Annotated in this window: 25 protein-coding genes; 17 read left to right on the top strand and 8 right to left on the bottom strand. The window is 63.1% G+C overall.

Features of this window, described 5'->3' with window-relative positions; translation table 11 throughout:
- Positions 1-19: 19 nt before the first annotated feature.
- Positions 20-988, bottom strand: coding sequence for an SMP-30/gluconolactonase/LRE family protein (locus tag V1286_RS22155; RefSeq protein ID WP_334482610.1), 969 nt, complete (start codon positions 986-988; stop codon positions 20-22).
- A 93-nt stretch (positions 989-1,081) separates the two neighbouring features.
- Between V1286_RS22155 and V1286_RS22150 the strand changes: the two genes are divergently transcribed.
- Positions 1,082-1,906 carry an NAD-dependent epimerase/dehydratase family protein gene (locus V1286_RS22150; protein ID WP_334482609.1) on the top strand — a complete coding sequence of 275 codons (825 nt, stop codon included), beginning with the start codon at positions 1,082-1,084 and terminating at the stop codon, positions 1,904-1,906.
- 9 nt (positions 1,907-1,915) lie between these two features.
- On the opposite strand, the gene V1286_RS22145 is transcribed toward V1286_RS22150, so the two are convergent.
- Positions 1,916-2,596, bottom strand: coding sequence for a GntR family transcriptional regulator (locus V1286_RS22145; protein WP_334482608.1), 681 nt, complete (start codon positions 2,594-2,596; stop codon positions 1,916-1,918).
- The gene (locus tag V1286_RS22140; protein ID WP_334482606.1) at positions 2,593-3,600 is read right to left on the bottom strand and encodes a Gfo/Idh/MocA family protein; all 1,008 of its coding nucleotides are present in this window, start codon (positions 3,598-3,600) and stop codon (positions 2,593-2,595) included. The genes V1286_RS22145 and V1286_RS22140 overlap by 4 nt, the downstream gene beginning before the upstream one ends.
- 169 nt (positions 3,601-3,769) lie before the next feature.
- On the opposite strand from V1286_RS22140, the gene V1286_RS22135 reads away from it, so the two are divergent.
- A complete protein-coding gene (locus V1286_RS22135; protein WP_334482604.1) occupies positions 3,770-5,476 on the top strand; it encodes an IlvD/Edd family dehydratase in 1,707 nt (568 codons plus the stop codon).
- A gap of 177 nt (positions 5,477-5,653) precedes the next feature.
- Here the strand turns inward: V1286_RS22135 and V1286_RS22130 are convergent, their stop codons facing one another.
- Positions 5,654-6,451, bottom strand: a complete 798-nt coding sequence (locus tag V1286_RS22130; protein WP_334482601.1) for an enoyl-CoA hydratase/isomerase family protein — start codon at positions 6,449-6,451, stop codon at positions 5,654-5,656.
- A gap of 269 nt (positions 6,452-6,720) precedes the next feature.
- Between V1286_RS22130 and V1286_RS22125 the strand changes: the two genes are divergently transcribed.
- Positions 6,721-7,941 (top strand): NAD(P)/FAD-dependent oxidoreductase, encoded by a 1,221-nt coding sequence (locus V1286_RS22125; protein WP_334482598.1) that lies wholly within the window; start codon positions 6,721-6,723, stop codon positions 7,939-7,941.
- 54 nt (positions 7,942-7,995) lie between these two features.
- Here the strand turns inward: V1286_RS22125 and V1286_RS22120 are convergent, their stop codons facing one another.
- Positions 7,996-8,910: a ribokinase gene (locus V1286_RS22120; RefSeq protein WP_334482597.1), complete on the bottom strand. Its 915-nt coding sequence runs from the start codon at positions 8,908-8,910 to the stop codon at positions 7,996-7,998.
- 21 nt (positions 8,911-8,931) lie between these two features.
- Positions 8,932-9,825 carry a sugar kinase gene (locus tag V1286_RS22115; RefSeq protein ID WP_334482595.1) on the bottom strand — a complete coding sequence of 298 codons (894 nt, stop codon included), beginning with the start codon at positions 9,823-9,825 and terminating at the stop codon, positions 8,932-8,934.
- A 234-nt stretch (positions 9,826-10,059) separates the two neighbouring features.
- Between V1286_RS22115 and V1286_RS22110 the strand changes: the two genes are divergently transcribed.
- The 14 genes from V1286_RS22110 (at position 10,060) to V1286_RS22045 (ending at position 24,224) form a co-directional block, all read left to right on the top strand.
- The gene (locus V1286_RS22110; RefSeq protein WP_334482592.1) at positions 10,060-11,319 is read left to right on the top strand and encodes a Glu/Leu/Phe/Val family dehydrogenase; all 1,260 of its coding nucleotides are present in this window, start codon (positions 10,060-10,062) and stop codon (positions 11,317-11,319) included.
- Positions 11,316-12,164 carry a VOC family protein gene (locus tag V1286_RS22105; RefSeq protein WP_334482590.1) on the top strand — a complete coding sequence of 283 codons (849 nt, stop codon included), beginning with the start codon at positions 11,316-11,318 and terminating at the stop codon, positions 12,162-12,164. The genes V1286_RS22110 and V1286_RS22105 overlap by 4 nt, the downstream gene beginning before the upstream one ends.
- Positions 12,165-12,271: 107 nt before the next feature.
- A complete protein-coding gene (locus V1286_RS22100; protein WP_334482588.1) occupies positions 12,272-12,979 on the top strand; it encodes a TetR/AcrR family transcriptional regulator in 708 nt (235 codons plus the stop codon).
- A 245-nt stretch (positions 12,980-13,224) separates the two neighbouring features.
- Positions 13,225-14,034, top strand: a complete 810-nt coding sequence (locus tag V1286_RS22095) for an ABC transporter permease (RefSeq protein WP_334482586.1) — start codon at positions 13,225-13,227, stop codon at positions 14,032-14,034.
- Between the two features lie 58 nt (positions 14,035-14,092).
- Complete coding sequence (locus V1286_RS22090; protein ID WP_334482584.1) at positions 14,093-15,091, top strand: ABC transporter substrate-binding protein; 999 nt, start codon at positions 14,093-14,095, stop codon at positions 15,089-15,091.
- Positions 15,092-15,266: 175 nt separating this feature from the next.
- Positions 15,267-16,115, top strand: coding sequence for an ABC transporter ATP-binding protein (locus V1286_RS22085; RefSeq protein WP_334482582.1), 849 nt, complete (start codon positions 15,267-15,269; stop codon positions 16,113-16,115).
- 11 nt (positions 16,116-16,126) lie between these two features.
- Positions 16,127-17,530 carry a hypothetical protein gene (locus tag V1286_RS22080; protein WP_334482579.1) on the top strand — a complete coding sequence of 468 codons (1,404 nt, stop codon included), beginning with the start codon at positions 16,127-16,129 and terminating at the stop codon, positions 17,528-17,530.
- The gene (locus V1286_RS22075; protein WP_334482576.1) at positions 17,527-18,678 is read left to right on the top strand and encodes a Gfo/Idh/MocA family protein; all 1,152 of its coding nucleotides are present in this window, start codon (positions 17,527-17,529) and stop codon (positions 18,676-18,678) included. The genes V1286_RS22080 and V1286_RS22075 overlap by 4 nt, the downstream gene beginning before the upstream one ends.
- 12 nt (positions 18,679-18,690) lie before the next feature.
- Positions 18,691-19,884: a dihydrodipicolinate synthase family protein gene (locus tag V1286_RS22070; RefSeq protein ID WP_334482574.1), complete on the top strand. Its 1,194-nt coding sequence runs from the start codon at positions 18,691-18,693 to the stop codon at positions 19,882-19,884.
- On the top strand, positions 19,884-20,747 hold the full coding sequence (locus V1286_RS22065) for a sugar phosphate isomerase/epimerase family protein (RefSeq protein WP_334482572.1): 864 nt from the start codon (positions 19,884-19,886) through the stop codon (positions 20,745-20,747). Before V1286_RS22070 ends, V1286_RS22065 begins: the two co-directional genes overlap by 1 nt.
- Positions 20,748-20,982: 235 nt before the next feature.
- The gene (locus V1286_RS22060; protein ID WP_145963734.1) at positions 20,983-21,273 is read left to right on the top strand and encodes a hypothetical protein; all 291 of its coding nucleotides are present in this window, start codon (positions 20,983-20,985) and stop codon (positions 21,271-21,273) included.
- 198 nt (positions 21,274-21,471) lie between these two features.
- A complete protein-coding gene (locus tag V1286_RS22055; protein WP_334482568.1) occupies positions 21,472-21,852 on the top strand; it encodes a hypothetical protein in 381 nt (126 codons plus the stop codon).
- Between the two features lie 114 nt (positions 21,853-21,966).
- Positions 21,967-23,331, top strand: coding sequence for an MBOAT family O-acyltransferase (locus V1286_RS22050; RefSeq protein WP_334482566.1), 1,365 nt, complete (start codon positions 21,967-21,969; stop codon positions 23,329-23,331).
- A 17-nt stretch (positions 23,332-23,348) separates the two neighbouring features.
- A complete protein-coding gene (locus tag V1286_RS22045; RefSeq protein ID WP_334482563.1) occupies positions 23,349-24,224 on the top strand; it encodes a hypothetical protein in 876 nt (291 codons plus the stop codon).
- A gap of 52 nt (positions 24,225-24,276) precedes the next feature.
- On the opposite strand, the gene V1286_RS22040 is transcribed toward V1286_RS22045, so the two are convergent.
- Positions 24,277-24,627 carry a c-type cytochrome gene (locus tag V1286_RS22040; RefSeq protein ID WP_334482561.1) on the bottom strand — a complete coding sequence of 117 codons (351 nt, stop codon included), beginning with the start codon at positions 24,625-24,627 and terminating at the stop codon, positions 24,277-24,279.
- A gap of 144 nt (positions 24,628-24,771) precedes the next feature.
- Positions 24,772-26,076 (bottom strand): Spy/CpxP family protein refolding chaperone, encoded by a 1,305-nt coding sequence (locus V1286_RS22035; RefSeq protein ID WP_334482558.1) that lies wholly within the window; start codon positions 26,074-26,076, stop codon positions 24,772-24,774.
- Positions 26,077-26,199 lie beyond the last annotated feature (123 nt).

Below are 26,199 nucleotides of genomic sequence, written 5' to 3'. Positions count from 1 at the left end.
CGCTGAAGGGCGCGCGGACCTATCCGCCCGGAGCGCCCTGCGTGTTCACGTAGAGCGCGTAGATCGACTGGCTTGCGGCCATGAACAGGCGGTTGCGCTTCACGCCGCCGAAGCAGAGGTTGGCGCAGCGTTCGGGTAGCGCGATGCGGCCGATCATCACGCCATCAGGGCTGAACACGACGACGCCGTCGAGTTCGGGATCGCCCATGCCCCAGCCGCACCATAGGTTGCCGTCGATATCTATTCGAAAACCGTCCGGCGTGCCTGGTCCGGCATCGACAAACACGCGCTTGTTGGAAAGCTTGTCGCCGGAAGGCGAGACGTCATAGGCGAGGATCTTGCGGTTCGGCACGCCGCGCGACTCGATGACATAGAGGATTTTTTCGTCGGGCGAGAAGGCGAGTCCGTTGGGCCCGAGAATGCCTTCGGCGACGATGGTGGCCTTTCCGGTCGCGCCGTCGATCCGGTAGACGTTCATGTCGATCTCGGGCTCGGCCTTGTAGCCCTCGTAATTGCCGAGCAGGCCGAACACCGGGTCGGTGAACCAGATCGAGCCGTCGGATTTGACGACCACATCATTGGGCGAATTCAACCGCTTGCCGTCGAAGGAATCCATCAGCACCGTGATCGATCCGTCATATTCGGTGCGGGTGACGCGGCGGCCGCCGTGCTCGCAGGTGACCAGCCGTCCCTGACGGTCGCGGGTGTTGCCATTGGCGAAGTTGGAGGGCTTGCGGAAGATGCTGACCGCGCCGGTCTCCTCTTCCCACTTGAGGATACGCTGGTTCGGAATGTCGCTGCAGAGCAGATACCGCCCGTCGCCGAACCACACCGGCCCTTCGGCCCAGCGCAGACCGGTGGTCAGCCGCTCCACCGCCGACAGCTTGAGCCAGTATTTCTCGAACCGCGGATCGAATGCATGGATGGCCGGATCGGGATAATAGGTGGCTGGGCGCCAGCCGGCTGAGTGCGATGCTGCATCGGACATTTGCTGTTCTCGTTGTTGCGTTCCCTGAGCGTTTGAGTTTGCTATCATTCCCGGCTAATGACCGCAAATCGGTCGAGAGATAAGAGGAACGAAATGCCACGCATATTGATGACCGGCGCCGCCGGCGGGATCGGCACATCCTTGCGCAAGCTGCTGCCGCCGATCTATCCGGACCTGCTGCTGAGCGATCTGAAGGCGCCGGCCGATCTCGGCAAGGACGAGAAATTCAAGGCGGCCGATCTGGCCGATCTCGCCCAGGTCGAGGCGATCTGCGAAGGCGTCGACGGCATCCTGCATTTCGGTGGTTATTCGGTGGAAGGTCCCTGGGATTCGATCCTGCAGTCCAACATCATCGGCGGCTACAACCTGTTCGAGGCCGCGCGGAAAAAGGGCGTGGAGCGCATCGTGTTCGCCTCGTCGAACCACGCGGTCGGCTTCTATCCGCGCCATCACCGGATCGGCACCGACGTCACCGCGCGTCCCGACAGCCGCTATGGCGTCAGCAAGGTGTTCGGCGAAGCGGTCGGTGCGCTCTATGCCGACAAGCACGGGCTGGGTGTCACCTGCATCCGGATCGGCAATTTCGGCGAGATGCCGCTCGATCATCGCCGCCTGTCGATCTGGCTGAAGCCGGAAGATCTGGTGCAACTCTGCCGCATCGGGCTCGATCATCCCGATATTCATTTCGAGATATTCTACGGCGCCTCTCATAACGAGCGCGCCTGGTGGGACAACCATCGCGCCTATGAGCTCGGCTACCGGCCGACCGGCCGCGGAGAGGACTTCCGCGAACACGCCATGGCCGAGCAGGCCAAACTGAAGCCGGATCCGGTCGGCGATTACTACCAGGGCGGCACGTTCTGCAGCATGGAGTTCGACGGCGACAAGGACCGCATCGTGGACTGGAGCAAGCGCTAGCGCTTGCCCTCATCCACTGGCAATGCGGCCGAGATAGTCCGACTTGCTGTACTGCATGTGATCGACGCAGAGCTGCGCCAGTGCCCAGCTGTCGCGGCCCTTCAATAGCTCGATCATCAATTCGTGCTGGCGGCGGGATAGCGCCAGCCCCTCCTTGTCGGCGAGATTCTTGGCGCGCATCGGCAGCGTCAGGTTCATGTAGTCCTGCAGCGAACGCACCAGATACGGGTTGCCGCAGGCGGAAAACAGCGCGACGTGAAAAGCGTCGTTGACCTCGTGGATGCCGCGCAAATCCTGCGCATCGGCCCTGGCGCAGTATTGCCGATGCAATTCGTTCAAGTGCTCGATCAGGCTGGCTGGAGCGGGCAGGGCGATCATCAACGCCGCCTGCCGCGTCAGCATTTCACGCACCTCGTAGATCTGGCGCACTTCCTCGGCCGAATAGAACCGCACCGTGGCGCCGATGTTCTTCTCGCGCAGCACGATGCCCTGGCGTTCGAGCTGGAATAGCGCCTGACGGACGAAATGCCGGCTGGCGCCGTAGCGCTGCATCAGCGTGTCTTCGACCAACCGCGAACCCGGCGCGAAGCGGCCGAAGATGATGTCCTCTTCCAGCCGGCGGATGACCTCGGCCTGCTCCTCCTCACGCGTCGGCGAGGAAATCTCGGTCAACGATTCCTGCGGCTTCATCGCAAAGCCTCCCAGCCGGACAGCCGATAGCAATCCTCGACCAGCCGCAAGGTCTTCAGGTTGTCCTGCGGCGCAGTTTCGAAGGGCCTATTGTCGCGGAGCGATTCCGCAAAATGCGCGATCGTCCGGTTATAGGAACCCTGATATTCGATAGCGAGGTCGTAGATGCGCTCGCCGGGCGATGTGCCCGAGCATGTCAGCGATGGCCCATCGAGTTTGATGGCGCCCTTGTCGCCGAGAATCTCCAGCCGGTCGACCTGCACGGCTGGATGCCCATGGGCGGCGAAGCTTGCAAAGACAACGACGCCCGCGCCGTTGGCGGTTCGAAGCTGGATCACCGCGCCGTCTTCGCCGACGAGGAGGTCGCTGGAACGGGAGAGCTGCGCCGCGGTCACCTGCAGCGGCCCGAGCAGCATGCGCAGCGTATCGAGATGATGGATCAGCACTTCCGCAACCAGCATGCGCCGTTCCCGGCGCATGAAAGGCTGCCGCTCCAGCGCCGGGCAAAGCCCATCCGGCCCCGGCAATACGCCCGACGTCAAAAGCGTGAGCTGCGCCTGCTTGACGTTGCCGATGCGTCCCTCACGCAGCCATGCCGCGGCATCCCGGTAATAGCCGCGAAAGCGCCAGTTCTCATGCACCATCAGGCGCGTCAGGTCCTCGACCTCTGCGGCGAGGTCGGTTGCCTCCTGCAGGTTGGGCGCGAGCGGCTTCTGGCAAAGCACCGGCAATCGCTTAGCGGCAGCGAGCCGCACCAGCGGCGCGTGCATCTCGCGGGGAGCTGCGATATCGATGGCGTCAAGTTCGGCTGCCGCCAGCATCTCTTCGGCACTGGCGTAGGTCTGCGGGATTTCGAACTCGTTCGCGCGCCGCGTGGCATTTTCGCTGTAGGGATCGGTGACCGCCACGACGCGGGCTTGATCTGATATGCTCGCCCAGGCGATGAGATGATGACGGCTCACCATGCCGGCGCCGATCAGGCCAATGCGCAATGGTTGGTTCATGGACACACGGTTCCGATCATGGCCGGGAAGTCAGCACGCGTTCGCATTATTGTCAATAATATAGCGCTGGATGCGGCAAAAAGAGCCGCATCCGCGCCAAATAATCAAGCATTGACAATAATCCGGCGCGCTTCTTAAGTGGGCGTTCACGACGACAGGAAGCAAGAAAATGGCCGACGGACTTCGCAAGGGACTGACGAGTTATGGCGATGCTGGCTTCTCGCTGTTCCTGCGCAAGGCCTTCATCAAGGCGATGGGCTATTCGGATGATGCGCTGAACCGGCCGATCGTCGGCATCACCAATACCTACAGCGACTACAATCCCTGTCACGGCAACGTTCCGCAGATCATCGAAGCGGTGAAGCGCGGCGTGATGCTGTCAGGCGCGATGCCGATGGTGTTCCCGACGATTTCCATCGCCGAGAGCTTTGCGTTTCCGACCTCGATGTATCTGCGCAATCTGATGGCGATGGACACCGAGGAGATGATCCGCGCGCAGCCGATGGACGCCGTGGTCGTGATCGGCGGATGCGACAAGACCTTGCCGGCGCAGATCATGGCCGCCGTCAGTGCCGACCTGCCGACCGTCGTTATTCCGGTGGGGCCGATGGTGGTCGGGCATCACAAGGGCGAAGTTCTGGGGGCGTGCACGGATTGCCGGAGGCTGTGGGGAAAATATCGCGCCGGCGAAATTGACGACATTGAAATCGAAGCCGTCAACGGCCGGCTCGCGCCGTCGGTCGGCACCTGCATGGTGATGGGCACCGCCTCGACCATGGCATGCTTCACCGAGGCGCTCGGTCTGTCGCTGCCGATGAGCGCGACGATCCCGGCGCCGCATGCCGAGCGTTTTCGCTCGGCGGAGGCGAGCGGCAGGGTAGCGGCCGTGATGGCCAAGGCCAAGGGACCAAAACCCAGCGAATTGCTGACGCAGGCCTCATTCCAGAACGCGCAAGTGGTACTACAGGCGATCGGCGGCTCGACCAACGGGCTCATTCATCTGACGGCGATTGCCAACCGCACCAAACACCGCATCGATCTCGAAGCGTTCGACAAGCTCGGCCGCGAGGTGCCCGTGTTGATCGACCTGAAACCGTCAGGCGAGCATTACATGGAGCATTTTCATCATGCCGGCGGCGTGCCCAAACTGATGGCGCAGCTCGGCGATCTCATCGATCTCGATGCCAAAACCATTACGGGGCAGACGCTGCGCGAGGTCGTCGCCGACGCCGAGGAGGTGCCGGGGCAAGACGCCATCCGTCCGCGCGACAATCCGATCAAGAGCGAAGGCGCGATGGCGGTGCTGCATGGCAACCTGGCGCCGCGCGGCGCGGTCATCAAGCAATCGGCGGCAAGCCCGAAACTGCTGCAGCATACCGGGCGTGCGGTGGTGTTCGAATCCGTCGAGGACATGACGCTGCGGGTCGACGATCCCGATCTCGACGTCAACGCCGATGACGTGCTGGTGCTGCGCAATGCCGGCCCCAAGGGTGCGCCCGGAATGCCGGAGGCGGGCTATCTGCCGATCCCGAAGAAACTCGCGCGTGGTGGGACCAAGGACATGGTGCGGATATCCGACGCACGCATGAGCGGCACCGCGTTCGGCACCATCGTGCTGCACATCACGCCGGAATCCGCCGTGGGCGGTCCGCTGGCGCTGGTGAAGAACGGCGACATGATCTGTCTGGATGTCGCGAAACGCAGCATCGATCTGCTGGTCGACGAGGCGGAACTGGCGAAGCGCCGCGCGGCGCTTGCTCCGGCCGTCGCGCCCGATTGGGCCAGGCGCGGCTACGCGCACCTGTTCAACGAGACGATTCTGCAGGCCGACGAGGGCTGCGACTTCGATTTCATGCGCGGGCAGGGGAAGGACTAAGCGATCAGAACCGCCGTCGTCGCTGCGAACGCAGGGACCCATACGCCGCGGCCTCAGTTGCGTTGGGAGACGTCAGCCATCTTGCCTTTATCGATAGGACAACGCGGTATGGGTCCCTGCGTTCGCAGGGACGACGGCGAAGAATGCTAGTTCTCTTCCCCAACGCTCCACGTCGTCTCACTTCGACTTGCTGGTGAACTTCTTCACCGCGACGCGGAAGTCTTCGGTGTGCATGGCGTCGATGATCTTCGCTTCCTCGGCATCGAGTTGCTGCCTGGTCGGTGTAACCGCGGCCTGATAGACCAGCGACTTGGTGCCGGCGATCGCCGCGGGCGGATTCTGCGCCAACCGCTCGGCGAATTTGCGGGTCTCTGCCTTCAGCTCCGCTGCCAGAACGACGCGGGCGACCAGGCCCCATTCATAGGCCTGCTGCGCGGTAAAACTGTCTTCGGCCAAAAATATCTGCAACGCGCGGCGGGTGCCGACGGTGCCGACCATGCCGACCGTGCTGCCGCCGTCCGGCGAGACGCCGATCTTGGCATAGGCCGGTGTGAAGCGGGCGTCGTCGGCGGCAATGCAGAGATCAGCGACGAAGGCCAGCCCCATGCCGGCACCGGCGGCGGAGCCGTGGACGCTCGAGAGCACGATCTTCGGCATCCGCCGCACCGTCTCGATAAAGGCGTGGTAGTGCTTCAGCAACTCGCCGACCACGGGCGCGATGGTATCGTTGGCGGCGGCAGCGCCGATGGTCTGCAGATCGCCGCCGGCCGAGAAGGCGCGGCCTTCGCCCTCGATGACAAGCACACGGATATCGTCGTTGCCCTCGACCTCGCTGCCTAGCTGCTCGAGCTTTTGCGCGATCGACAGATTGATGGAATTGAAGGCCGCGGGCCGGTTCAGGGTGATGGTGGCAATCGGACCCTCGATCCGGAGCAGGGCAGGGGCGCTGGCGGCGGTATCATCTGACGTCGGCATGGCTGGGCCTCGGCTCGGAACGGAGGCCAGCATTTAAATAGCAGAAGGTAAGAGGTGACAATCCCCGGCCAAGCCTGCAAAATGCCTGGCAATCCTTCCCCCTGGGCGATGGCGCTCTTGCGTCTGTTCGCGCCATGAGGTCAGATAGGGCCTGTCATCGTTCGGAACGGACACGAGCGCCGCTTCCAAGGGACGAGACAGGCAAGCCAAAATCAGTGGAGAGGAAACGACATGGGTCATTCCCGTGCGCTCGAACGTAGGATGTTCCCATGACGGCAGGACCGGTTGTCATCATTGGCGCGGGCCACGCGGGCTTTCAGCTTGCGATGTCGCTGCGCCAGCACGGCTTTTCCGAACGCATCGCGCTGTTGAACGATGAAGGCCATCTGCCGTACCAGCGGCCGCCGCTATCCAAGGCCTATCTGAAGGGGACCGGCGGACCCGACAGCCTGATGTTCCGCCCGGAAAAATTCTATCATGACCAGAACATCGATCTGGTCTCCGATCGCGCGGTATCGATCGACCGCGCCGCGCGCAAGGTGCGGCTCGCCTCCGGCACTTCGCTCGATTACGGCCATCTCGTGCTGGCGACCGGTGCGCGCAATCGCCTGCTCGACATTCCCAATGCCAATCTCGACAGCGTGCGCTATCTGCGGACGCTCGACGAGAGCCAGTCCCTGCGGGACTACATTGGCCCGGGCCAGCGCGTCGTCGTGATCGGCGCCGGATTTATCGGCCTCGAATTTGCCGCGACCGCGCGGGTCAAGGGCCTCGAAGTCGACGTCATCGAGCTCGCGCCGCGGGTGATGGCGCGCGCGGTGACCGCGGAAATCTCGGAATACTTTCAATCGCGGCATACCTCGGCCGGTATCCGGATTCATCTCGGCGTACAGGTCACCAGCATCGAGGGCGACGGCAGCAAGGTCACTGGCGTCAGCCTCAGCGACGGGCGGCATATCAAAGCCGATCTGATCGTGGTCGGCGTCGGCGTCCTGCCCAATGTCGAACTGGCGGCGGAGGCAGGGCTGAAGGTCGCGGCCGGCATCGTGGTCGACGAGCATTTGCTGACCTCCGATCCGAACATCTCGGCGATAGGCGATTGTGCGCTGTATGCGAGCCCGCGGTTCGGCGGCTCGCTGCGGCTGGAGTCGGTGCAGAACGCCACCGACCACGCGCGCTGTGTCGCGACCCGGCTCACTGGCGATGCCAAGCCCTATGACGGCTTGCCCTGGTTCTGGAGCGATCAGGGTCCCGACAAGCTGCAGATGGTGGGACTGACCACCGGCTACGACCGCGTGGTGGTGCGCGGCGATCGCGCCCAGGGGGCGTTCTCGGCGTTCTGCTACAAATCCGGGCAACTCGTCGGCATCGAGTCCGTCAATCGCGCCGGCGACCACATGTTCGGCCGGCGCCTGCTTGCCGCCCACGGATCGATCACGCCAGAGCAGGCGGCGGATGCGAGTTTTGATTTGAAGCGCGCGCTGACATAAGTCGGTAAGCGGAGCGCGAGCACGTAGCCCGGATGGAGCGAAGCGAAATCCTGGCTACGGGTGCAGGGCGTCCGCCACCTCGGCCGCTGTCGGCATCGACGGCGCGGCGCCCATTCGCTGCACGCAGATCGATGCGGCGGCATTGGCGTATTCGAGCGCGTCGCGGATCGCCTTTCCATTGGCAAGCTGGGCTGCGAGGGCGCCGACAAAGCAATCGCCAGCGCCGGTGGTGTCCACTGCCTTCACGGCACGCCCCGCAATCAGCGAGGGTTCGCCGCCCATGAGCGCGAGCACGCCGCGCTTGCCTAGCGTGACGCAAATGGTTTTGTCGGCATCGGTCGGCAGGCGCCGCGCTGCTTCAATGAAACGTTCGGGGGCGTCGGTATCGGCCAGCGCGGTGCCGGCGATAAACCCGAGCTCGGTCTCGTTGAGGATCATGATGTCGACGAGTTCCAGCAATTCCGGCCCGCAGGCCATCGCCGGCGCCGGGTTGAGGATGGTGGTCGCCCCGGCCGCGCGCGCCCGTTTGAAGAAGGCGCCGATCGTCGCTTGCGGAATTTCGAACTGGCTGACGGCGACGTCGCCTTTGGCCAGCACGGGGGCGGCGACATCCTCGGCACTGACCAGCGCATTGGCGCCGGGCACAACGACGATGGTGTTGTCGGCGTCGGCGATGGTGATGATGGCCGTCCCGCTATGGATCCCGGCGATGTCCTTGACGAGCGCGAGGTCGACGCCTTGCGCGACGAGGAACGTCCGCAATTGCTGCCCGAAGGCATCTCGGCCCAGCCGGCCGATCAGCGCGGTTGTTGCACCCAGCTTCGCCGCGGCGACCGCCTGGTTCGCACCCTTGCCGCCCGGAAAATAATGCACGGCGTTGCCGGCGACGGTCTCGCCGACCTTCGGATGCCGGTCGGCCGTTGCCACCACATCCATGTTGATGCTGCCGGCGACGAAGACGCGTCCCATGCGTTACCCCTGCTTCGCCGGTCAGGCGCTCTCCCGAAACTCCTGCTTGACCGCGTCGATATCGCCGAGCGACGGCAGGCCAGCCTCGTTGCCGAGGCGCTGGATCTTGTAGGTCGAGGCGGCGCGCGCAAACTCGAAATGATCCTGCCAGCTTTTAGCGGGATGGCTGAGATAAGAATAGACATAGGCGCCGTGGAAAACGTCGCCTGCGCCATTGGTGTCGATCACGCGGTCGCGCGGGATCGGCAGCGCGGGCAGGCGGCGGATCGCGCCGGTCTCGTCATACCAGAGCAGGCCTTGCTCGCCCATGGTGACGCCGCCGACCCGGCAGCCGCGGCTCTTGAGATAGTCGAGCATGGCGTCCGGCGTCTTGTCCATCTGCTCGCACAGCCGTTCGGCAACGATGGCGACGTCGATGAATTCCAGCAGCTCGTGGGTGTTGGTGCGCAGGCCGCCGCCATCGAGCGACGTCAGAATGCCGTCCTCGCGGCAAAGTTTGGCATAATGGATTGCGGCGTCCGGCTGGTGGCCGTCGATGTGCAGCGCGCGGCAGCCCTTCAAGTTCAGCATCGGGAAGGGATGGATGTGCTCGTCGTCGCGGCAGCGCACGATGGCGCGTTTGCCGTCTTTCGGCATGATGAACGACAGCGAGGAGGAATTGACCTTGCGCGGATGGATCGAGATTCCGTATTTCGCGCTCATGTCCTGAAACATGCGGCCGAGCCAGTCGTTCGCCACCGTTGCGATCAGGTCGGGCACGATGCCGAGTTTGGCGCAGCAGAATGCCGCGGTGACGGCGTTGCCGCCAAACGACACCGCATAAGCGGACGCCACATGTTTTTCGTCGCCGGTCGGCATGTGGTCGGTGATGAAGGTAACATCGATATAGGTCTGTCCGATGAAGAGAGCCTGCATTCGTTTTCCGTCATGAGCTGATGGGTGGTCCCGGCCCGGCGCCGCTACATTAGCACCGGTTATCGGATGCATTCGCTGAAATTATTCGCAACCGTGCCGTCTTTGCAGCTTGAGATGGGAGTATGAGGAGACTACGACCGTTCTTAGACTAGTCCTTGGGGCTATCGCCAGCATCCGCCGATAACGGCGAACCGCTGCCTGGGGTTCCTGACGGTGCAACAAAAGGGGGCAAGGATGACTGTTTATTCCGGTCCGGTGTTCGACATGGCTGTTAACCAGTTCGGTGTCATCGCCAACCATCTCGAAATCCCGATGGACGAGCGCGACCGAATCCTGATGCCGAAGCGGGCCATCACCATTTCCTGTCCGATCCACCGCGATGACGGCACGGTCGCGGTATTCGAAGGCTACCGGGTGCAGCACCACCTCACGCTCGGCCCGACCAAGGGCGGCACGCGATTCGCGCCCTCCGTCGACATCGGCGAGGTCGCAGCTCTTGCGATCTGGATGAGCTGGAAATGCGCGCTGGTCGGGTTGCCCTATGGCGGCGCCAAGGGCGGCGTCAATGTCGATCTCTCCACCATCTCCAAGCGCGAACTGGAAGCGCTGTCGCGGCGCTACATGCAGGAGATGATTCCTTTCGTAGGCCCGCATACCGACGTGATGGCGCCTGACATGGGCACCAATGAGCAGGTGATGGCCTGGTTCATGGACACTTATTCGATGTACCAGGGCCGCACCGTGACCGAGATTGTCACGGGCAAGCCGGTATCGTCGGGCGGCACGCTCGGCCGGCGCGAAGCGACGGGGCGCGGCGTCGCCTATCTTGCCAGGCGCGTGCTGAAGGAGCTGTCGGTCAATCCAGGCACCGCGACCGCTGTCATCCAGGGCTTTGGCAATGTCGGCTCCTATGCGGCGCTGGAGCTGCATCAATACGGGTTGAAGATCATCGCCGTCAGCGATCACACCGGCGCGCTGCACGATCCGGCCGGGCTCGATATTCCCACGCTGATGCGGCACGCCAGCACGCATGGCAGCATCGCCGGTTTCTCGAACCAGTTGGCCTTCGATCCCGAGCAAATCCTGACGCTGGCCTGCGACGTGCTGGTGCCGGCGGCGATGGAGCGGGTTATCGATGCCAGCGTCGCGGAAAATCTCAAATGCCGCGTGCTGGCCGAAGGCGCCAACGGCCCGACCACGCCGGAGGCCGATCTGGTGCTGGAGAAGCGCCAGGGCGAAGTGTTTTTGATCCCCGACATTCTCTGCAATTCCGGCGGCGTGGTGGTCAGCTACTTCGAATGGGTGCAGGATTTACAGCAATTGTTCTGGGAGGAAGAGGAAGTGACGCGGCGCGAATACGCCATCCTCGATCGCGCCTTCGACAGCATGTTGACGCGTGCCAAGGCGGACAATATCCCGCATCGTACAGCGGCGATGGCGATCGGGGTGGAGAAGGTCCGCGCCGCCAAGAACACGCGGGGACTGTTTCCGTGATCACCGGCCTCGATCACGTCGTCGTTCTCACCGGCGATATCAATGTGGCCAGCGCGGCCTACCAGACATTGTTTGCCCGCGCACCGGCCTGGCAGAACAGCGGCGAGGGCGCTGACCGTGTCCTGTTTACGCTCGACAACACGACGCTGGAATTGATGGCGCCGAGTGACGAGGGCGCCAATGCGGAGCGCATTCGCGCTGTGCTGGCCGTGCAGGGCGAGGGGCTCGCAAGCATCTGCTTTCGAACCAGCGACATCGCCAGGATGCATCGCAGGCTCGAGCGGCTCACGCTGAAGCCGGACGCGATTGCCGACGTCGAAAGCCAGGACGCGATCTCAGGTGCGACGCTGTCATGGAAGCGCACGCGCGCGGCAACGGAGGCCACGCGCGGCGTCCGCCTGTTCTTCCTCGAGCGCGACAAGGAGCGGCCGCTGTCGGTGCGAACCACGACCGGATCGATCACGGCGATGGATCATGTCGTGGTCTCGACGTCGGAGCCCGAGCGGGCCGCAGCCCTCTATGGCGCGCGGCTCGGCCTCGACATGGCGCTCGATCGTTCGCACCCGGATTGGGGGCGGCTGATGTTCTTTCGCTGCGGCGACTTGATTGTCGAGGTCACCCACCGGCCGGGGAAGCAGGCCGATACATCGCAGGACCGGCTGCGCGGCCTGTGCTGGCGCGTCTCCGACATCGACGCCACCCACGCGCGGCTGGCTCAGGCCGGCGTCGACGTCTCGGAAGTCCGCACCGGCCGCAAGCCGGGGACGCGGGTCATGACGGTGCGCAGCGGGACGTGCGGCGTCCGGACGCTGCTGGTGCAGCCGTCCGTGGGGAAGGACGCGTGAGGCGAGGTTCACCCTCCCAGGGGAGGGTGGGGAAACGCGGCGCGATTCGTTCTCAAATCGCGCCATGCGTGCTACAGCAGACATCATGTGTCTACCGGGCGATTGATTTGGCAAAGGCAAAACGCGTTCAGAAATGGCAGCGCGACCCCGAGGGGATGCGGCTTCGCATTCTCGAGGCCGCCAAGCAGGAATTCGCCGCCCATGGCCTGGCCGGCGCACGCGTCGACCGCATCGCGGCCAATGCCGGCGCCAACAAGCGCATGCTGTATTACCACGTCGGCAACAAGGAAAACCTCTACCTCGCGGTGCTCGAAGGCGCCTATGAGAAAATCCGTTCCGAGGAGCGCGGGCTCGATCTCGAACATCTCGATCCGCCCGAGGCGATCGAACGGCTGATCGACTTCACCTGGAACTACTTCCTCCGCAACCCGGAATTTCTGGCGCTGCTCAACACCGAAAATCTCGCCAAGGCGCGCCATCTGAAGCGCTCGACCAAGGTCAAATCGATGCATTCGCCGTTCGTCGAGATGATCCGCACGGTGGTGACGCGCGGCGTCGAAAGCGGCGATTTCCGCGTCGCGGTCGATCCGGTCCAGCTCTACATTTCGATCGCAGCGCTGTGCTTCTTCTACCTCTCCAACAGCGCCACGCTTTCGGTGATCTTCGGCCGCGACCTCCTGAAGAAGGAGGCGAGGGACGAGCGCCTCGCCCACATGGTGGCGCTGGTGCTGGCGGCGCTGACGGGCAAATCGACGGCGGATTTCGGCAAGGCCGTAGCGTCCGGCGTGCGAGCACCGGCGCATCAGCCGGTTTAGCTGTCGTTCCTGCGAAAGCAGGAACCCCGAGCGTGAGCGCAATTGCGCTCATCGCGGCGCCGCGGCCCCTCGAAGTCAGGCGGTAGTCTTTGATCCTGCAGTAACAATTGACGCCGGTGGCTATGGGTTCCTGCGTTCGCAGGAACGACCGCGGGAGTGCAAATTGCCGCACGAAAACCTGCTTGCCAGTATTTATCCAACGGGTTAATTTCTACCCAGAAAAGACGATCATCAGGGAGCGGGACGTGGCGGAGCTGAAGCGCGAGAGTGGCTTGTCGAAAGCGCTGAACGCGGCGTGGGTGCGGCCGTTTTTGTTCCTGCTATTCATTGTGGTTGCCTGGGATCTGACCATCCGCGTGTTCCGGATTCCCGCCTACCAGATCCCCGCGCCCGGCGATGTCGTGGCCGTGCTGTGGACCGATTGGCCTGAGCTGCTTCGGCAAGCCTGGCCCACCACCTACGCCACCCTCTGCGGTTTCCTGCTGTCGGCCGTGTTCGGCATTCCCGTCGCCATGCTGATTGCGGGATCGAAAACGGTGGAAAGCTACGTCTATCCGCTCCTGGTGTTCTCGCAATCCGTGCCGAAGATCGCGATCGCGCCGCTGTTCGTGGTGTGGTTCGGTTTCGGCATCATCCCGAAAGTGATTTCGGCGTTTCTACTCGGGTTTTTCCCGGTCGTCGTGTCCGCCGTGCAGGGCTTCAAGTCGGTCGACCCTGACATGGTAGATCTCGCGCGCGCGATGCAGGGCAGCCGCTTCCGCGTATTTTGCGCCGTCAACCTGCCGCATGCGATGCCCGCGATCTTCTCCGGGCTGAAGGTCTCCATCACGCTCGCCGTCGTCGGCGCCGTGGTCGGCGAATTTGTCGGCTCCAATTCCGGCATCGGCTATGTGCTGCAGCGCTCGATCGGGACTTTCGACCTGCCGACGATGTTCGCCGCACTCGTCATTCTCGCGCTGCTCGGCGTGGTCCTGTTCTGGATCGTCGACCGCATCGAGCGCCTCGTGATCCCCTGGCATGTCAGCCAGCGCGACGACGTGATTTTTGCTTCGTAACCCAAACCAGAAAGCGACCCGCCTCAAGGGCCGCACCAACACCACCGGGAGGAAGACCATGATACGAACGATAGCGGCGATCTCCGCCGCCTTGATCTGGACCGCGCTTTCAGTGCTGCCCGCATCGGCCGCCGACAAGGTCGTGCTGATGCTGAACTGGTACGTCTATGGCGAGCACGCGCCGTTCTATTACGGCAAGGCCAAGGGCATCTATGCCGCCGAGGGCATCGACCTCGAAATCCAGGAAGGCCGCGGTTCGGCAGCGACCACGCAGGCCGTGGCGGCCAAGACCGCCAATTTCGGTTATGTCGACGTGCCCACGATGATGCGCGCGGCGGTGAAGGGTGCGCCGATCGTCGCCACCGGCGTGCTGCTGCAGACCAGCCCGATGTCGGCGATGGGCTTTGTCGAGAAGAACATCAAGAAGCCCGAGGACATCAAGGGCAAGACGGTGGCGATCACGCCGGCTGACTCGATGACGCAGATCTGGCCGCTGTTCCTGAAGAAGACCGGCCTGAAGGAAAGCGACTTCCAGACAGTGGCCGGCGACGGCCAGACCAAGCTGAACGCCGTCATCAACGGCCAGGCTGACCTTCTGCTCGGCTATGTCATGGACCAGTCGATGAAGATCAAGGACGCCACCGGCAAGGACGTCAACGCCATCAAGTTCGCCGACTACGGCATCAACATGGTCTGCTCGGGCGTCGTCGCCAATACCGACTTCGTCAAGGCCAATGCCGATCTGGTCAAGCGCTTCATGTCGGCGACGACGAAGGCGGTTGAAGCCGCCGAGAAGGATGCCAAGGGAGCGGCGCAGTCGATCCTCGACGCCAACCCGAAGGGCGGCAAGATCGAGACGCTGACGCAAGGCTTTGAGCTGACGATCCCGCTCTACCGCACGGCGGAAACCAAGAACAAGCGGCCGTTCCAGGTGACCGACCAGAACATGACCGACACGGTCAACCTGATGGTCGAATATGGCGGGCTGGATGCCAAGGCCAAGGATAATCCGAAGGCGTTTTACACCAACGACTACCTGCCGCAGGGCGGTTCGTGAGGGGCCTTTGAAGATTCTATCGTCGTACCCGCGCACGCGGGGACCCATAGCCACCGGCCTGCGTTGTTGCAGAAGGTCTCTACCGCCGTGTCCGAACGAAAGGACACGGCGTATGGGTCCCTGCGTTCGCAGGGACGACGGGCTGTGGGAGACTCTCCCAAATGGAATCAGCTGAATGAATCCCGCGACCAAACAAACCAACGCCGAGCAGCCAGGCGCGCATCTGCGCCTGGTGTCGGATCGCGCTGGCGGCGCCGCGCCCGGCATCACGCTGTCCGGCGTCTCAAAAACCTATCGCTCGCGCGACGGCGATGTGCCGTCGCTGCGGCCGCTGGATTTCCACATCAACGAGGGCGAGTTCTTCGTCGTGGTCGGCCCGTCCGGCTGCGGCAAGTCTACGCTGCTGAAAATGATCTCCGGTCTGCTGGCGCCGTCGACCGGCGAGATCCTGGTCGAAGGCGAGCAAGTCACAAAACCGCACGGCAATGTCGGCATCGTGTTCCAGAACGCGCTGCTATTGCCCTGGCGCAACATCCTGTCCAATGTGATGTTGCCGATCGACATGAAGAAGCTGCCGCGCGACGAATATTTGCCGCGGGCAAAGGCGCTGTTGAAACTGGTCGGCCTCGAAGGCTTCGAGAAGAAGCTGCCGTGGCAATTGTCCGGCGGCATGCAGCAACGCGCCTCGATCTGCCGGGCGCTGGTGCATGATCCCAAGATCATGCTGATGGACGAGCCGTTCGGCGCGCTCGACGCCATGACGCGCGAGAAGATGAATGTCGAGTTGATGCGCATCCAGCGCGAAACCGGCAAGACCGTGCTGCTGATCACGCATTCGATCCCCGAAGCCGTGTTCCTCGCCGATCGCGTGCTGGTGATGACCGAACGTCCCGGCGCGATCGCCGCGATCTATGACGTGCCGCTGCCGCGCCCGCGCTCGCTGGATGCGATGGCCGATCCCGCCTTCACCGAACTGGTGCAGCGCATTCGCAAGCATTTTTTCACCCAAAGTGCGCTGGATTGAGAGCTGGCCTGATGTCGTATCGCTTGGCCGTAAAGGACATTGCTTTTTTTGAACGCCCGGTGACCTTTGCCCGGCCGTTCCGGTTCGGTGCAGTCGTCATCAACGCGACGCCGCAGGCTTTTGTGCGCGTCGAGATCGACGTCGAAGACAAGGGCAGGGCCATCGGCGCCAGCGCCGAGCTTTTGGTGCCGAAATGGTTCGATAAGCGGCCTCATCTTGCGCCGGAGGAAACGGTCGCGGAGTTACGCCGCTCGCTGCTGATCGCGCGCGAGCTCTATCTGGCGCATTCCGGCTTCGAGACCGCATTCGGCCTGCACGCAGCCTGCATCGGCGCGCAGGTCGAGGCTTGCGCTGCGGAGGACATCCCGCCATTGGTTGCGGCTTACGGACCGGCCGAAATCGATAAGGCGATCCTGGATGCGTTGCTGCGCTGTGCGGGGGTAAATTTCTTCGATGGCATGGCTGCCAACGTCGCCGGCATCGATGCGCGCCTGTCGCGCGATCTTGGTGACAATGACGTGTCGCAGTTTCTCGCAGGCCGCAGGCGGCTGGAGCGCGTGGCGATCCGGCACACGGTCGGCATGGATGACAAGGTCGAAGGCGAGGGCGGTGTCGCCGACCTCAGGGAAAACGCCGGGGCGCGTTATTTCAAGCTCAAGCTCAACGGCGATCCCCCGCATGACGGGGACCGCCTGAGCCGCATCGGCAGGGAACTTGCCACACTGCCCTATGATCACCGCGTCACGCTTGACGCCAACGAACAATATGCCGATCTGGCTGCCCTGGGCGCATTGGTCGATCGGCTCGACCGCGACGCCGCGTTGCGGCCGATCGCGCAAAAGCTGCTCTATATCGAGCAGCCGATGCCGCGCGACATCACCCGCCAATCGCCGCTCGGCGCACTGGCGCAGCGTGATTTCATTGTCGACGAGGCCGACGATTCCTATGACGCGTTCCCGGTGGCCCGGGCACTCGGCTATCGCGGCATTTCGTCGAAATCCTGCAAAGGCATCTACAAGTCGGTGATCAACGCCACGCGCGCGGCAAAGTGGAGCGCAGCCGGCGAGAAATGCTTCATTGCCGGTGAGGATCTGACCTGCCAGGCGGGCCTTGCGGTGCAGCAGGATCTCGCGCTCGGCGCGCTGATCGGCGTCATCCATGCCGAACGTAACGGTCACCATTACGTCGACGGCTTTGGCGATACGCCGGCCGCCGAGGCGGAAGCGTTTCTCACGGCGCATCCCGATCTCTATGTCCGCGACGGCGATAAAGTTCGTCTCGCTATCCATGACGGCGATCTCCTGACGGGATCGCTGACCACACCGGGCTTCGCCGCGGCCACGCATCCGGACTGGTCCGCGATGTCGCCGCTCACGCAGCCCACAGCCAGAGTTCCCTTGGAGAAAGCAGTATGACGACCAAACGCCTCGGCCTGATCATGAACGGCGTGACCGGCCGGATGGGGCTCAACCAGCATTTGATCCGCTCCATCATTGCGATCCGCGACCAGGGCGGCGTGGTCCTCGCGAACGGCGATCGCATGCTGCCCGACCCGATCCTGATCGGCCGCGACGCGGATAAGGTGGAGCGGCTCGCCAAGCGCTTCAACGTCGAGCGCTGGTCGACCGATCTCGAGAAGGCGCTAGCCGACAAGAGCGATACGATCTTCTTCGATGCTGCCACGACGCAGGCGCGCCCCTCGCTGCTGACCAAGGCGATCAATGCCGGCAAGCACGTCTATTGCGAGAAGCCGATCGCGACCAATCTCGATGAGGCGGTGGCGGTGCTGCGGCTCGCCAACGCCAAGGGCGTCAAGCACGGCACGGTGCAGGACAAGCTGTTTTTGCCGGGCCTGAAGAAGCTCGCTTTCCTGCGCGATTCCGGCTTCTTCGGCCGCATGCTCTCGGTGCGCGGCGAGTTCGGCTATTGGGTGTTCGAGGGCGGCTGGCAGGAGGCGCAGCGGCCGTCGTGGAATTATCGCAGTGAGGACGGCGGCGGCATCATCCTCGACATGGTCTGCCACTGGCGCTACGTGCTCGACAACCTCTTCGGCGAAGTCGAAAGCATCTCCTGTCTCGGCACCACTGACATCCCCGAGCGTTTCGACGAGAAGGGCAAGAAATACACGGCGACCGCCGATGACTCCGCCTATGCTACCTTCCGCCTCAAGGGCGGCGTGATCGCGCACATCAATATGTCCTGGGTGACGCGGGTCTACCGCGACGACCTCGTGACCTTCCAGGTCGACGGCACGCACGGCTCCGCGGTCGCTGGCTTGACCGATTGCGTGATCCAGGCCCGGCAGGCGACGCCGCGCCCGGTCTGGAATCCGGACGAAAAGCGCACCCATGATTTCTATGCCGACTGGCAGAAGGTTCCCGAAAACGTCGTCTACGACAACGGCTTCAAGGAGCAGTGGGAGATGTTCATCCGCCACGTCTGCGAGGACGCGCCCTATAAATACACGCTGCTGGAAGGCGCCAAGGGCGTGCAGCTTGCCGAATGCGCGCTGCAGAGCTGGCGCGAGCGGCGCTGGATCGACGTCGCTCCGATCAAGGTGTGAGGAGGCCCACCCATGAACAAGCCCGTCCTGCCGATGTCGTCGCTGTCACTGAAGCTGCCGACGGCGGATCGCTCGATCGAAACCTATCGCCTGGCGGCGTCGCGGACATTTCCGGCGAAGCTTGAAGGCACGCTCAATCGCGTGGCGTTCTCGGCCGCGCATGTGGTGGCGGATCCGCTGGCCGACAACGTTCCGTGGCTGACATCCGCAATCGACTGGGACCGGACCATTGCGTTTCGCGAGCACATCTGGGATCTCGGCCTCGGCGTTGCCGAGGCGATGGATACCGCGCAGCGCGGCATGGGGCTGGACTGGCCGACCTCGCTGGAACTGATCCAGCGCTCGGTGAAGGCGGCGAAGGCCAAGGGCAATGCGCTGGTGTTTTCCGGCGCCGGGACCGATCACCTCGCGGCGGAGGATGCCAAGTCCATCGATGACGTGATTCGCGCTTACGAGGAGCAGATCGCGGCGGTCGAGAAGGCCGGCGGCCGGATCATCCTGATGGCGTCGCGCGCGCTGGCAAAGCTCGGTCGCAGCGCGGACGACTACGCCAAGGTCTATGACCGCGTGCTCGGCCAGGTTCGCGAACCCGTGATCATCCACTGGCTCGGCGACATGTTCGACCCGGCGTTATCAGGCTATTGGGGCACGGCCGATCTGGACAGGGCGATGGACACGGCGGTTGCCATCATCAACGCCAACGCCGCCAAGGTCGACGGCGTAAAAGTCTCGCTGCTCGACAAGCAGCGCGAGATCGACATGCGCCGGCGGCTGGACAAGAACGTCAGGATGTATACCGGCGACGACTTCAACTACGCCGAACTGATCGCGGGCGACGACAAGGGCTTTTCGCACGCGCTGCTCGGCATCTTCGACGCCATCGCGCCGGCGGCGTCCTACGCGCTGTCACGGTTAGCTGCCGGCGACGCGGCCGGCTTCCATGACGTGCTGGGGCCGACGGTGCCGTTGTCCCGCCACATCTTCCGGGCGCCGACGCGGTTCTACAAGACCGGCATCGTGTTCATGGCCTGGCTCAACGGCCATCAGGATCATTTCACCATGGTCGGCGGACAGGAGAGCACGCGCTCGACGCTGCATCTGGCCGAGCTGTTTCGGTTGGCCGACAAGGCCGGACTGCTCTCCAACCCTGAAATGGCGACACGGCGCATGAAGACGGTGCTGGCAACCCGCGGCATCGAGCCCTGATGCGCGATTTTTCTGCCGATCATCGCTGGCTGTCGCTGAACACGGCGACGGTCCGCAAGCAGGGCGATCTCACAGCCATTATCGACGCCTGCGCGCGCCATGGCATCCGGGCCATCGATCCCTGGCGCGATCAGGTCGCTTCCGTCGGGCTCGAGCGCGCGGCGCGCGCGGTACGCGACGCCGGGCTCGAGCTGTCGGGCTATTGCCGCGGCGGCATGTTCACGGCGGATGCGGCGCACCGCGTCGAGGCGCGCGACGACAATCGCCGCGCCGTCGACGAAGCCAGGGCGTTGGGCGCACCTTGCATCGTGCTGGTCGTCGGCGGGCTGCCGCAATATTCGCGCCCGGGAAGCGTTGCCTCGAAAGACATCGTGGCCGCGCGGACGCAGGTCCATGACGCCATTGCGGAGATGCTGGAATACGCCAAGCAGGCCAGCATGCCGCTCGCAATCGAGCCGCTGCATCCGGCCTATGCAGCGGACCGTGCCTGCGTGAACACGACGAGGCAGGCGCTGGATATCTGCGACCAGCTCGATCCGCAGCGCACCGGCGCGCTCGGCGTTGCGCTCGACGTCTATCACATCTGGTGGGATCCGGAATTGATGCCGCAGATCGCGCGCGCGGGAAAGGATCGCCTGCTCGCGTTTCACGTCTGCGACTGGCTGGTGCCGACCAAGGACATCCTCAACGACCGCGGCATGATGGGTGACGGCGTCATCGACATCACATCTGTGCGATCCGCGGTCGAGGCGCAGGGCTTTGCCGGCTATTCCGAGATCGAAATCTTCTCCAACGACTGGTGGGGAAGGCCGATGGACGAGGTTTTGCGGACCTGCATCGAACGACATCGCACGGTCGTTTAGCGAGGGTCGATCGAACCGGCCTGCTCGCTGTCTCAATGGCGGACGGTGTTGTCTCGTATGTGAACTGCCACGCGTTCTCTTTTCTGATAGCGTAGCGCCAGGAGACAGCGCACGGTTCCAGATTTAACCTTTTGCGCGGCTATTTAGATTAACAAAGGGTTACCGTTGCGCCCCCGCGAACTCCGGCGCTAGCTACGCCGCACGGAGAACGTCTCCGCGAGCGATGAGCGACAACATGAAAATCCTTTACGCAATTGCGACCCTCACCCTGCTGTCGACATCGGCGCAGGCCTGGCAGGTCGTGGAACGCTGCACCTACAGCAAGTTCTATGGCCAGATGTGCACAACGTCCTACCTGGACGATCCGCCGCGCAACGCGGCGCAGGATCAGGAAGACGAAAAGGCCAGACGCGCCAGCATCGAAAAGTGGGAAGCGTTCTGCAAGCCGAAGCGCACCTATGACGATGAAGGCGTCGTCCGCCTGGTTTACGCCCGCAAGGGCTGCGAGTTCGGCCGCAGCGAATAGCGCGCTTTCGCTCCTCGCGACCTGCGATGCGCATTTCCGGGCCTGCCGGCTCGATGAATTCCGGCGCCTTGTCGCGGCGGAAAGACTGCTAAATCTTTATCGACCAAATTGCGGCCCGGTTAGTCACGCCGCTTTACGCCGCCTCAATGCTTGTCGGGCATTCCTGACGTTCGGCATTCAGTTCAAGAGGCAGGGTCCATGCGCGTCTTCATCGCAATCTCGATCGTCGTTGCTTCGGTATCGTCCGCGTCCGCACAATTCGCGATGGATCACGGCCATGCCGCGGACGCCGCCCAGGCCGCTCGCGCGGCGCGGGCTGCCGCGGATGCCAAGGCCGCGGCCATCGCCTCCGGCGCGCCGCTGCTTCCGAGCCAGCAAACCAATTTCTACGTCGGCAGCAGCGGCACCGTGAAGATCGCGCCCCGGACCGGGGAAGAACTGAAAGCCGATGAAGCCGCCCAGGCCGCCTGGAAGGAACGCTGCCGGCCGACCGTGGTCGAAGACCGCGAGGGCTTGCGCCGCGTGAGATATGCCGAACGGGATTGCGATCTCTCCCGCTTCAACACCGCCGGGAACTAGAACTCCCGCGCATTAGGGCAGAATCGTGCGACGTGCTGCGAACCGGCAGTCCGGTTTCGGCTAGGCCCTCCCAGGTCAAAATGCTAGAGCTTCCCCAACAACCGTTGGGGAAGCATGACTTTTACTTCCTGGCAGTTCGGCGTCTTCGTCGCGATCGCATTTGCGGCCTATTACCTGCCGGCCTTGCGAGCGTTTCAGGTCCAGCTGCTGGTCTTCGCCAGCCTGTTCTTTTATGGGTATGGCCAGCCGGAACTGCTGGCGCTGCTGGCCGTCGCGCTTTTCGGAACCTACCTCTTCCTGATCCTGGCGTTGCGAAACCGGCGAGCCTGGCTTCCGGTCGGCATCGCCTTCAATCTCGCGCTGCTCGCGTTCTTCAAATACAAATTGCTGTTCATCGATCCGGCGTCCCCCAGCCTGGTGGACTTCGCGCCGCTTGATTTCCTGCTGAAGCTGCCGCTGCCGATCGGCATTTCATTTTTTGTCTTTCACAACATCAGCCTGCTGGTCGACCTGACCCGGCAGAAGGCCGGGCCGCCGACGCTAACCGGCGTCTTTCTCTACATCATCTTCTTTCCGCAGCTCGTGTCGGGTCCGATCACGCGCGCGGAAATGTTTATGCCGCAGATCAAGCCGAAATATTTCGCGGACATTCCCTTCGTCGAGGCCGCGAAATGGATCCTGACCGGGTTCTTCTTCAAGCTCTACGTCGCGAACAACCTCAATGAAATGACGTCCTATATGAGCTTCCCGCTCTACGAGACGCTGCAGACCCAGGATCGCTGGTTGCTCGTTTTCGTCTACAGCTATCAGATCTACGCGGACTTCTTCGGCTATTCCGCGATTGCGATCGGGCTTGCTCTCCTGTTCGGTTATCGCCTGCCGATCAACTTCAATCTTCCCTATATCTCGACCTCGTTCTCCGAGTTCTGGACGCGCTGGCACATCTCGCTATCGAACTGGCTGCGGACCTATCTTTACGTTCCGCTCGGCGGCAACCGCCATGGCGTATGGCGGACCTATTTGAACCTGATGATCGTGATGGGATTAGGCGGCCTCTGGCATGGCGCCGGCCTCAGCTATCTGATGTGGGGATTGATGCACGGCCTGCTGCTGGTGCTGGAACGCCCTTTGCTGCCGCGACTGGCTTCGATCGACTTTGCGGTGTTTCGGGCGGCCCGGATGACCGTGGTCTTTGTCTGCGTCAGCATGCTCTGGATCTTCTTCAAGCTGCCGAACTTCGATCATGCGGTCGGCTACCTCGCGGGCATGTTTACGCCGAGCACGAATCCCAACCCGACGAAGTTGTTCTATAGCCTGGCGCTGCTCTATTCACTGCCGGTCGTGATTCAGCATCTTGGTTTCCGTCTGCTGTTCGAGGGAAGACTTCGCTGGGTGGAGCCATATCTCTATGGTTCGATGGCTGCGCTGATGTATCTGGAGGCCGGTCCCGAAACGTCGTTCATCTATTTTCAGTTCTAGCTAGGGACGAAAAAAGCGTGTCTGCGGTTCGATGGTTGGTAAAATGCGGTGCTGCCGCGGCGATTGTCTTGATCGCCTGCGGGCTCGCCACCGTGCGCTTCGGGAGCGGCCTGCAAATGCCGGCGACGACGACGCGGGACGGCACGCTGATCACCCTGAGCCGCTACCTGCGCGAGCCGGTGCCTGACATCGTGTTGGTGGGCAGCTCGATCACGTTCCGCCTCAAGGAAGAATATTTCGCAACGCGCGGCTTGCGGAATCTGGCGCTTGCGGGAGGCTCTCCGGTCACCGGGCTGGAAATCGTTGCGAACCAGCCGCGGCTCCCGCGGTTCATTCTGGTCGAGGTGAATGTTCTCGCTCGCTCCACCGATACCGCTCTGGTCGAACGGTACTCACGCGGCGACACTGAGCCATTTTTCTTTCGCCCGGTCAGGGCCGCGGTGGCGGCGTACGAGCAGCGGCTCCACGCGCCTCTTACGCACGAGCAGGTCGCGCTCGACCTGCGCCGACTGGTTGGGCAGCAGCCGAGCAATTTCGACAGCCGGATCTATGTGGATCGCGCGCTGCAGCAGCTCAATGCGGAGGATCCGACGGATGCCGCTCGGTTCAACGTGAAACGAATTGAGGAATTGGTCCAGGTAATGGAACAACGCGGCGCGCGGGTATTCCTGTTCGAGCTAGCTTTTGCCGAGCCGATTGAAGAATCGCGATATGCAGCGACCACGCGGGAAATAATTCACGCCGCCTTTCCGGACTCGAATAGATGGTTGCCGATCGAAGTGAATAGAAGCGAGCTGCGCTGGGCGGACGGCGTTCATCTCGACGAACGCTCTGCGGTAATTGTGGCGCAGGCGATGGAACGCGCTCTGGCATTGGCGCGCACGGTGAGGTAACGGAGCAAGGCTAGTCGCCCTGTCTTCACCGAAAAAGCCGGAGGCTGCGGCGTTATCGCGGTTGAGCTAGGAAGGCGATGATCTTTTTTCTATCGTCGCTCGATGAGAGGCCACCATACGGCTTCATGCTGTTGCCGGGTACGACCTCATCGGGGTTTGCGATGAAGCGATCAAGCTTGTCCTCATCCCAGACGAAGCCTGCCTCTTTCATTGCGCTGGAAAACCCATAGTCCGGCAGCGATCCTGCTTTGCGTCCAATAATTTTGTGCAGGTTGGGACCGAGCCGATTATCGCCCTCTCTCACGATGTGACAAGTTCGACAGGCATTGTTGAACGCCTGTTGCCCTGAGGCGTCCTCCGCTCCTTGCGATGCCTGGGGCAGGGCGGAAGGTGATGCAAGCATGCACGCCATCCCGCTCAATGCGCCTATCAGGAGCATCCGGTTACGGTGCCGCGTAGGTGTATCTGGCCGACTGGACGAAGGCAGGGCGAGAAGCGTGACAAAGTGCCATTTCCTCATTCGATCCTCATAAGGATTGAGTTTCGCTCAGGGGCTTGCGACCTGCGGCAGTGTATTGAAGCGCGCCTTCTGTTCGCTGCTCAACGTGGCATAGAACTTGTCCAATGCGTCCTGTACCCACTCGGCTGCCTCGAGCATGGCCTTGAGCCGCTTCTCCATCGCGTCCAGCCGCCCGACCGGCGTAAGCGGCACGTCGTCCGGGCAGGCAGCTTGCAGCCCTGCAACCGCCTTCTTGGTCACGTCGCTCAAGCGGTCAAGCGCCTCCTTTTGCTCGCCCGCCGGCCGTACGACAGCCTCGATCCGTTCGATCGGCAGCTGGGTGAGGCTGGATTTCGGATCGCCGCAAGCCTCGGCCTGAGCATTTGCCTCCTGCTGCGGCTGCTGTTGCGAACGGTCGCCGACGTTCGGGCCGAGCGCGTTGAAGCGCGCCTTTTGTTCGTCATTCAGCGAATTATAGAACTGCTCGAGTGCCGGCCGCACGATCCTTACCGCCTCGAGCGTTGCGCTGACGCGGTTTGTCATCGCCCGCAAGCGACCGGGTGGCGTCATCGCATAGGAATCGGCGCAGGATTCCTTGAACACATCGGCAGCCTTTGCTGCAGCGGCCTTCAATTCGTCGAGCAGGGCGCGCTGCTCGGGCGTCGGCTGGACCGCGCGCGTGATCTCCGCGATCGGCCAGGCGGTCACGCCCTTATCCGGATCTCCGCACAATTGCCGGAGAGTCTGCGGGCTCACGCTTGCGCGTCCGCGCGCTCGAAAATCGGTGATCGCCGCGCCAGGCTCCGGATATCGGGCGTAGGCGGAATACGGGCTGTCCGTACCCCAGAAAACCGTGTCGACGAAGTCGTCGTAAGCGTAGGCCCAATAGCCGGGGTCATAGGCGTAGGGCCAGAAGGTGTAACTGAAGATGTCGGAATAGGCGTAGGGCCAGAATACCGGGCCGAGCCAGGCCACAAACGCTGCGCGGTGGCCGCGTCGCCAGGCATGGCGGGGAGCCCAGCCGTTCTCGCGGGCCATGAGCGCGGTTCGGGCTTGCAAGGCATCATTGCTGCGGAACTGCGCGGCAAACCGTCCGCGGGCTGCAGCCTGCGCGGCGGCAGTAGCGGCGGATCGTTGTTCAGCCGAAGGCGGTGGTGCCAGCCGCTGCAGCCGCGCCTGATCGGTCTGCTGCAGGCGCTGTTCGCGCTGGAGCACCCGGTTCTGCGTCTGCAACAACCGTTCCTGTGCGCGCTGCGCCCGGAGACCTTCCGGCTTTTGAGACTGCAATTGCTGCACGCGCTGCTGCAGGCGATCGATGCGGTCCTGGCGTGCTGTGCTCTGGCGCGACAGCATGTCACGCTGCCGCTCCTGCACAATTTGCTGTCGCTGCTGGACGCGCTGCTCACGCTGCTGGGCGCGCGTTTCGATCTGCTCCTTTCGCGACGGCCCCGCGCCCGCGGCGGGCGATGTGCGCGG

The sequence above is a fragment of the Bradyrhizobium algeriense genome, assembly GCF_036924595.1.
GTDB classification, from domain to species: Bacteria; Pseudomonadota; Alphaproteobacteria; order Rhizobiales; family Xanthobacteraceae; genus Bradyrhizobium; species Bradyrhizobium algeriense.
The sequence above is the reverse complement of the archived record's forward strand: the minus strand, read 5'-3'. Positions and strand labels throughout refer to the sequence as shown.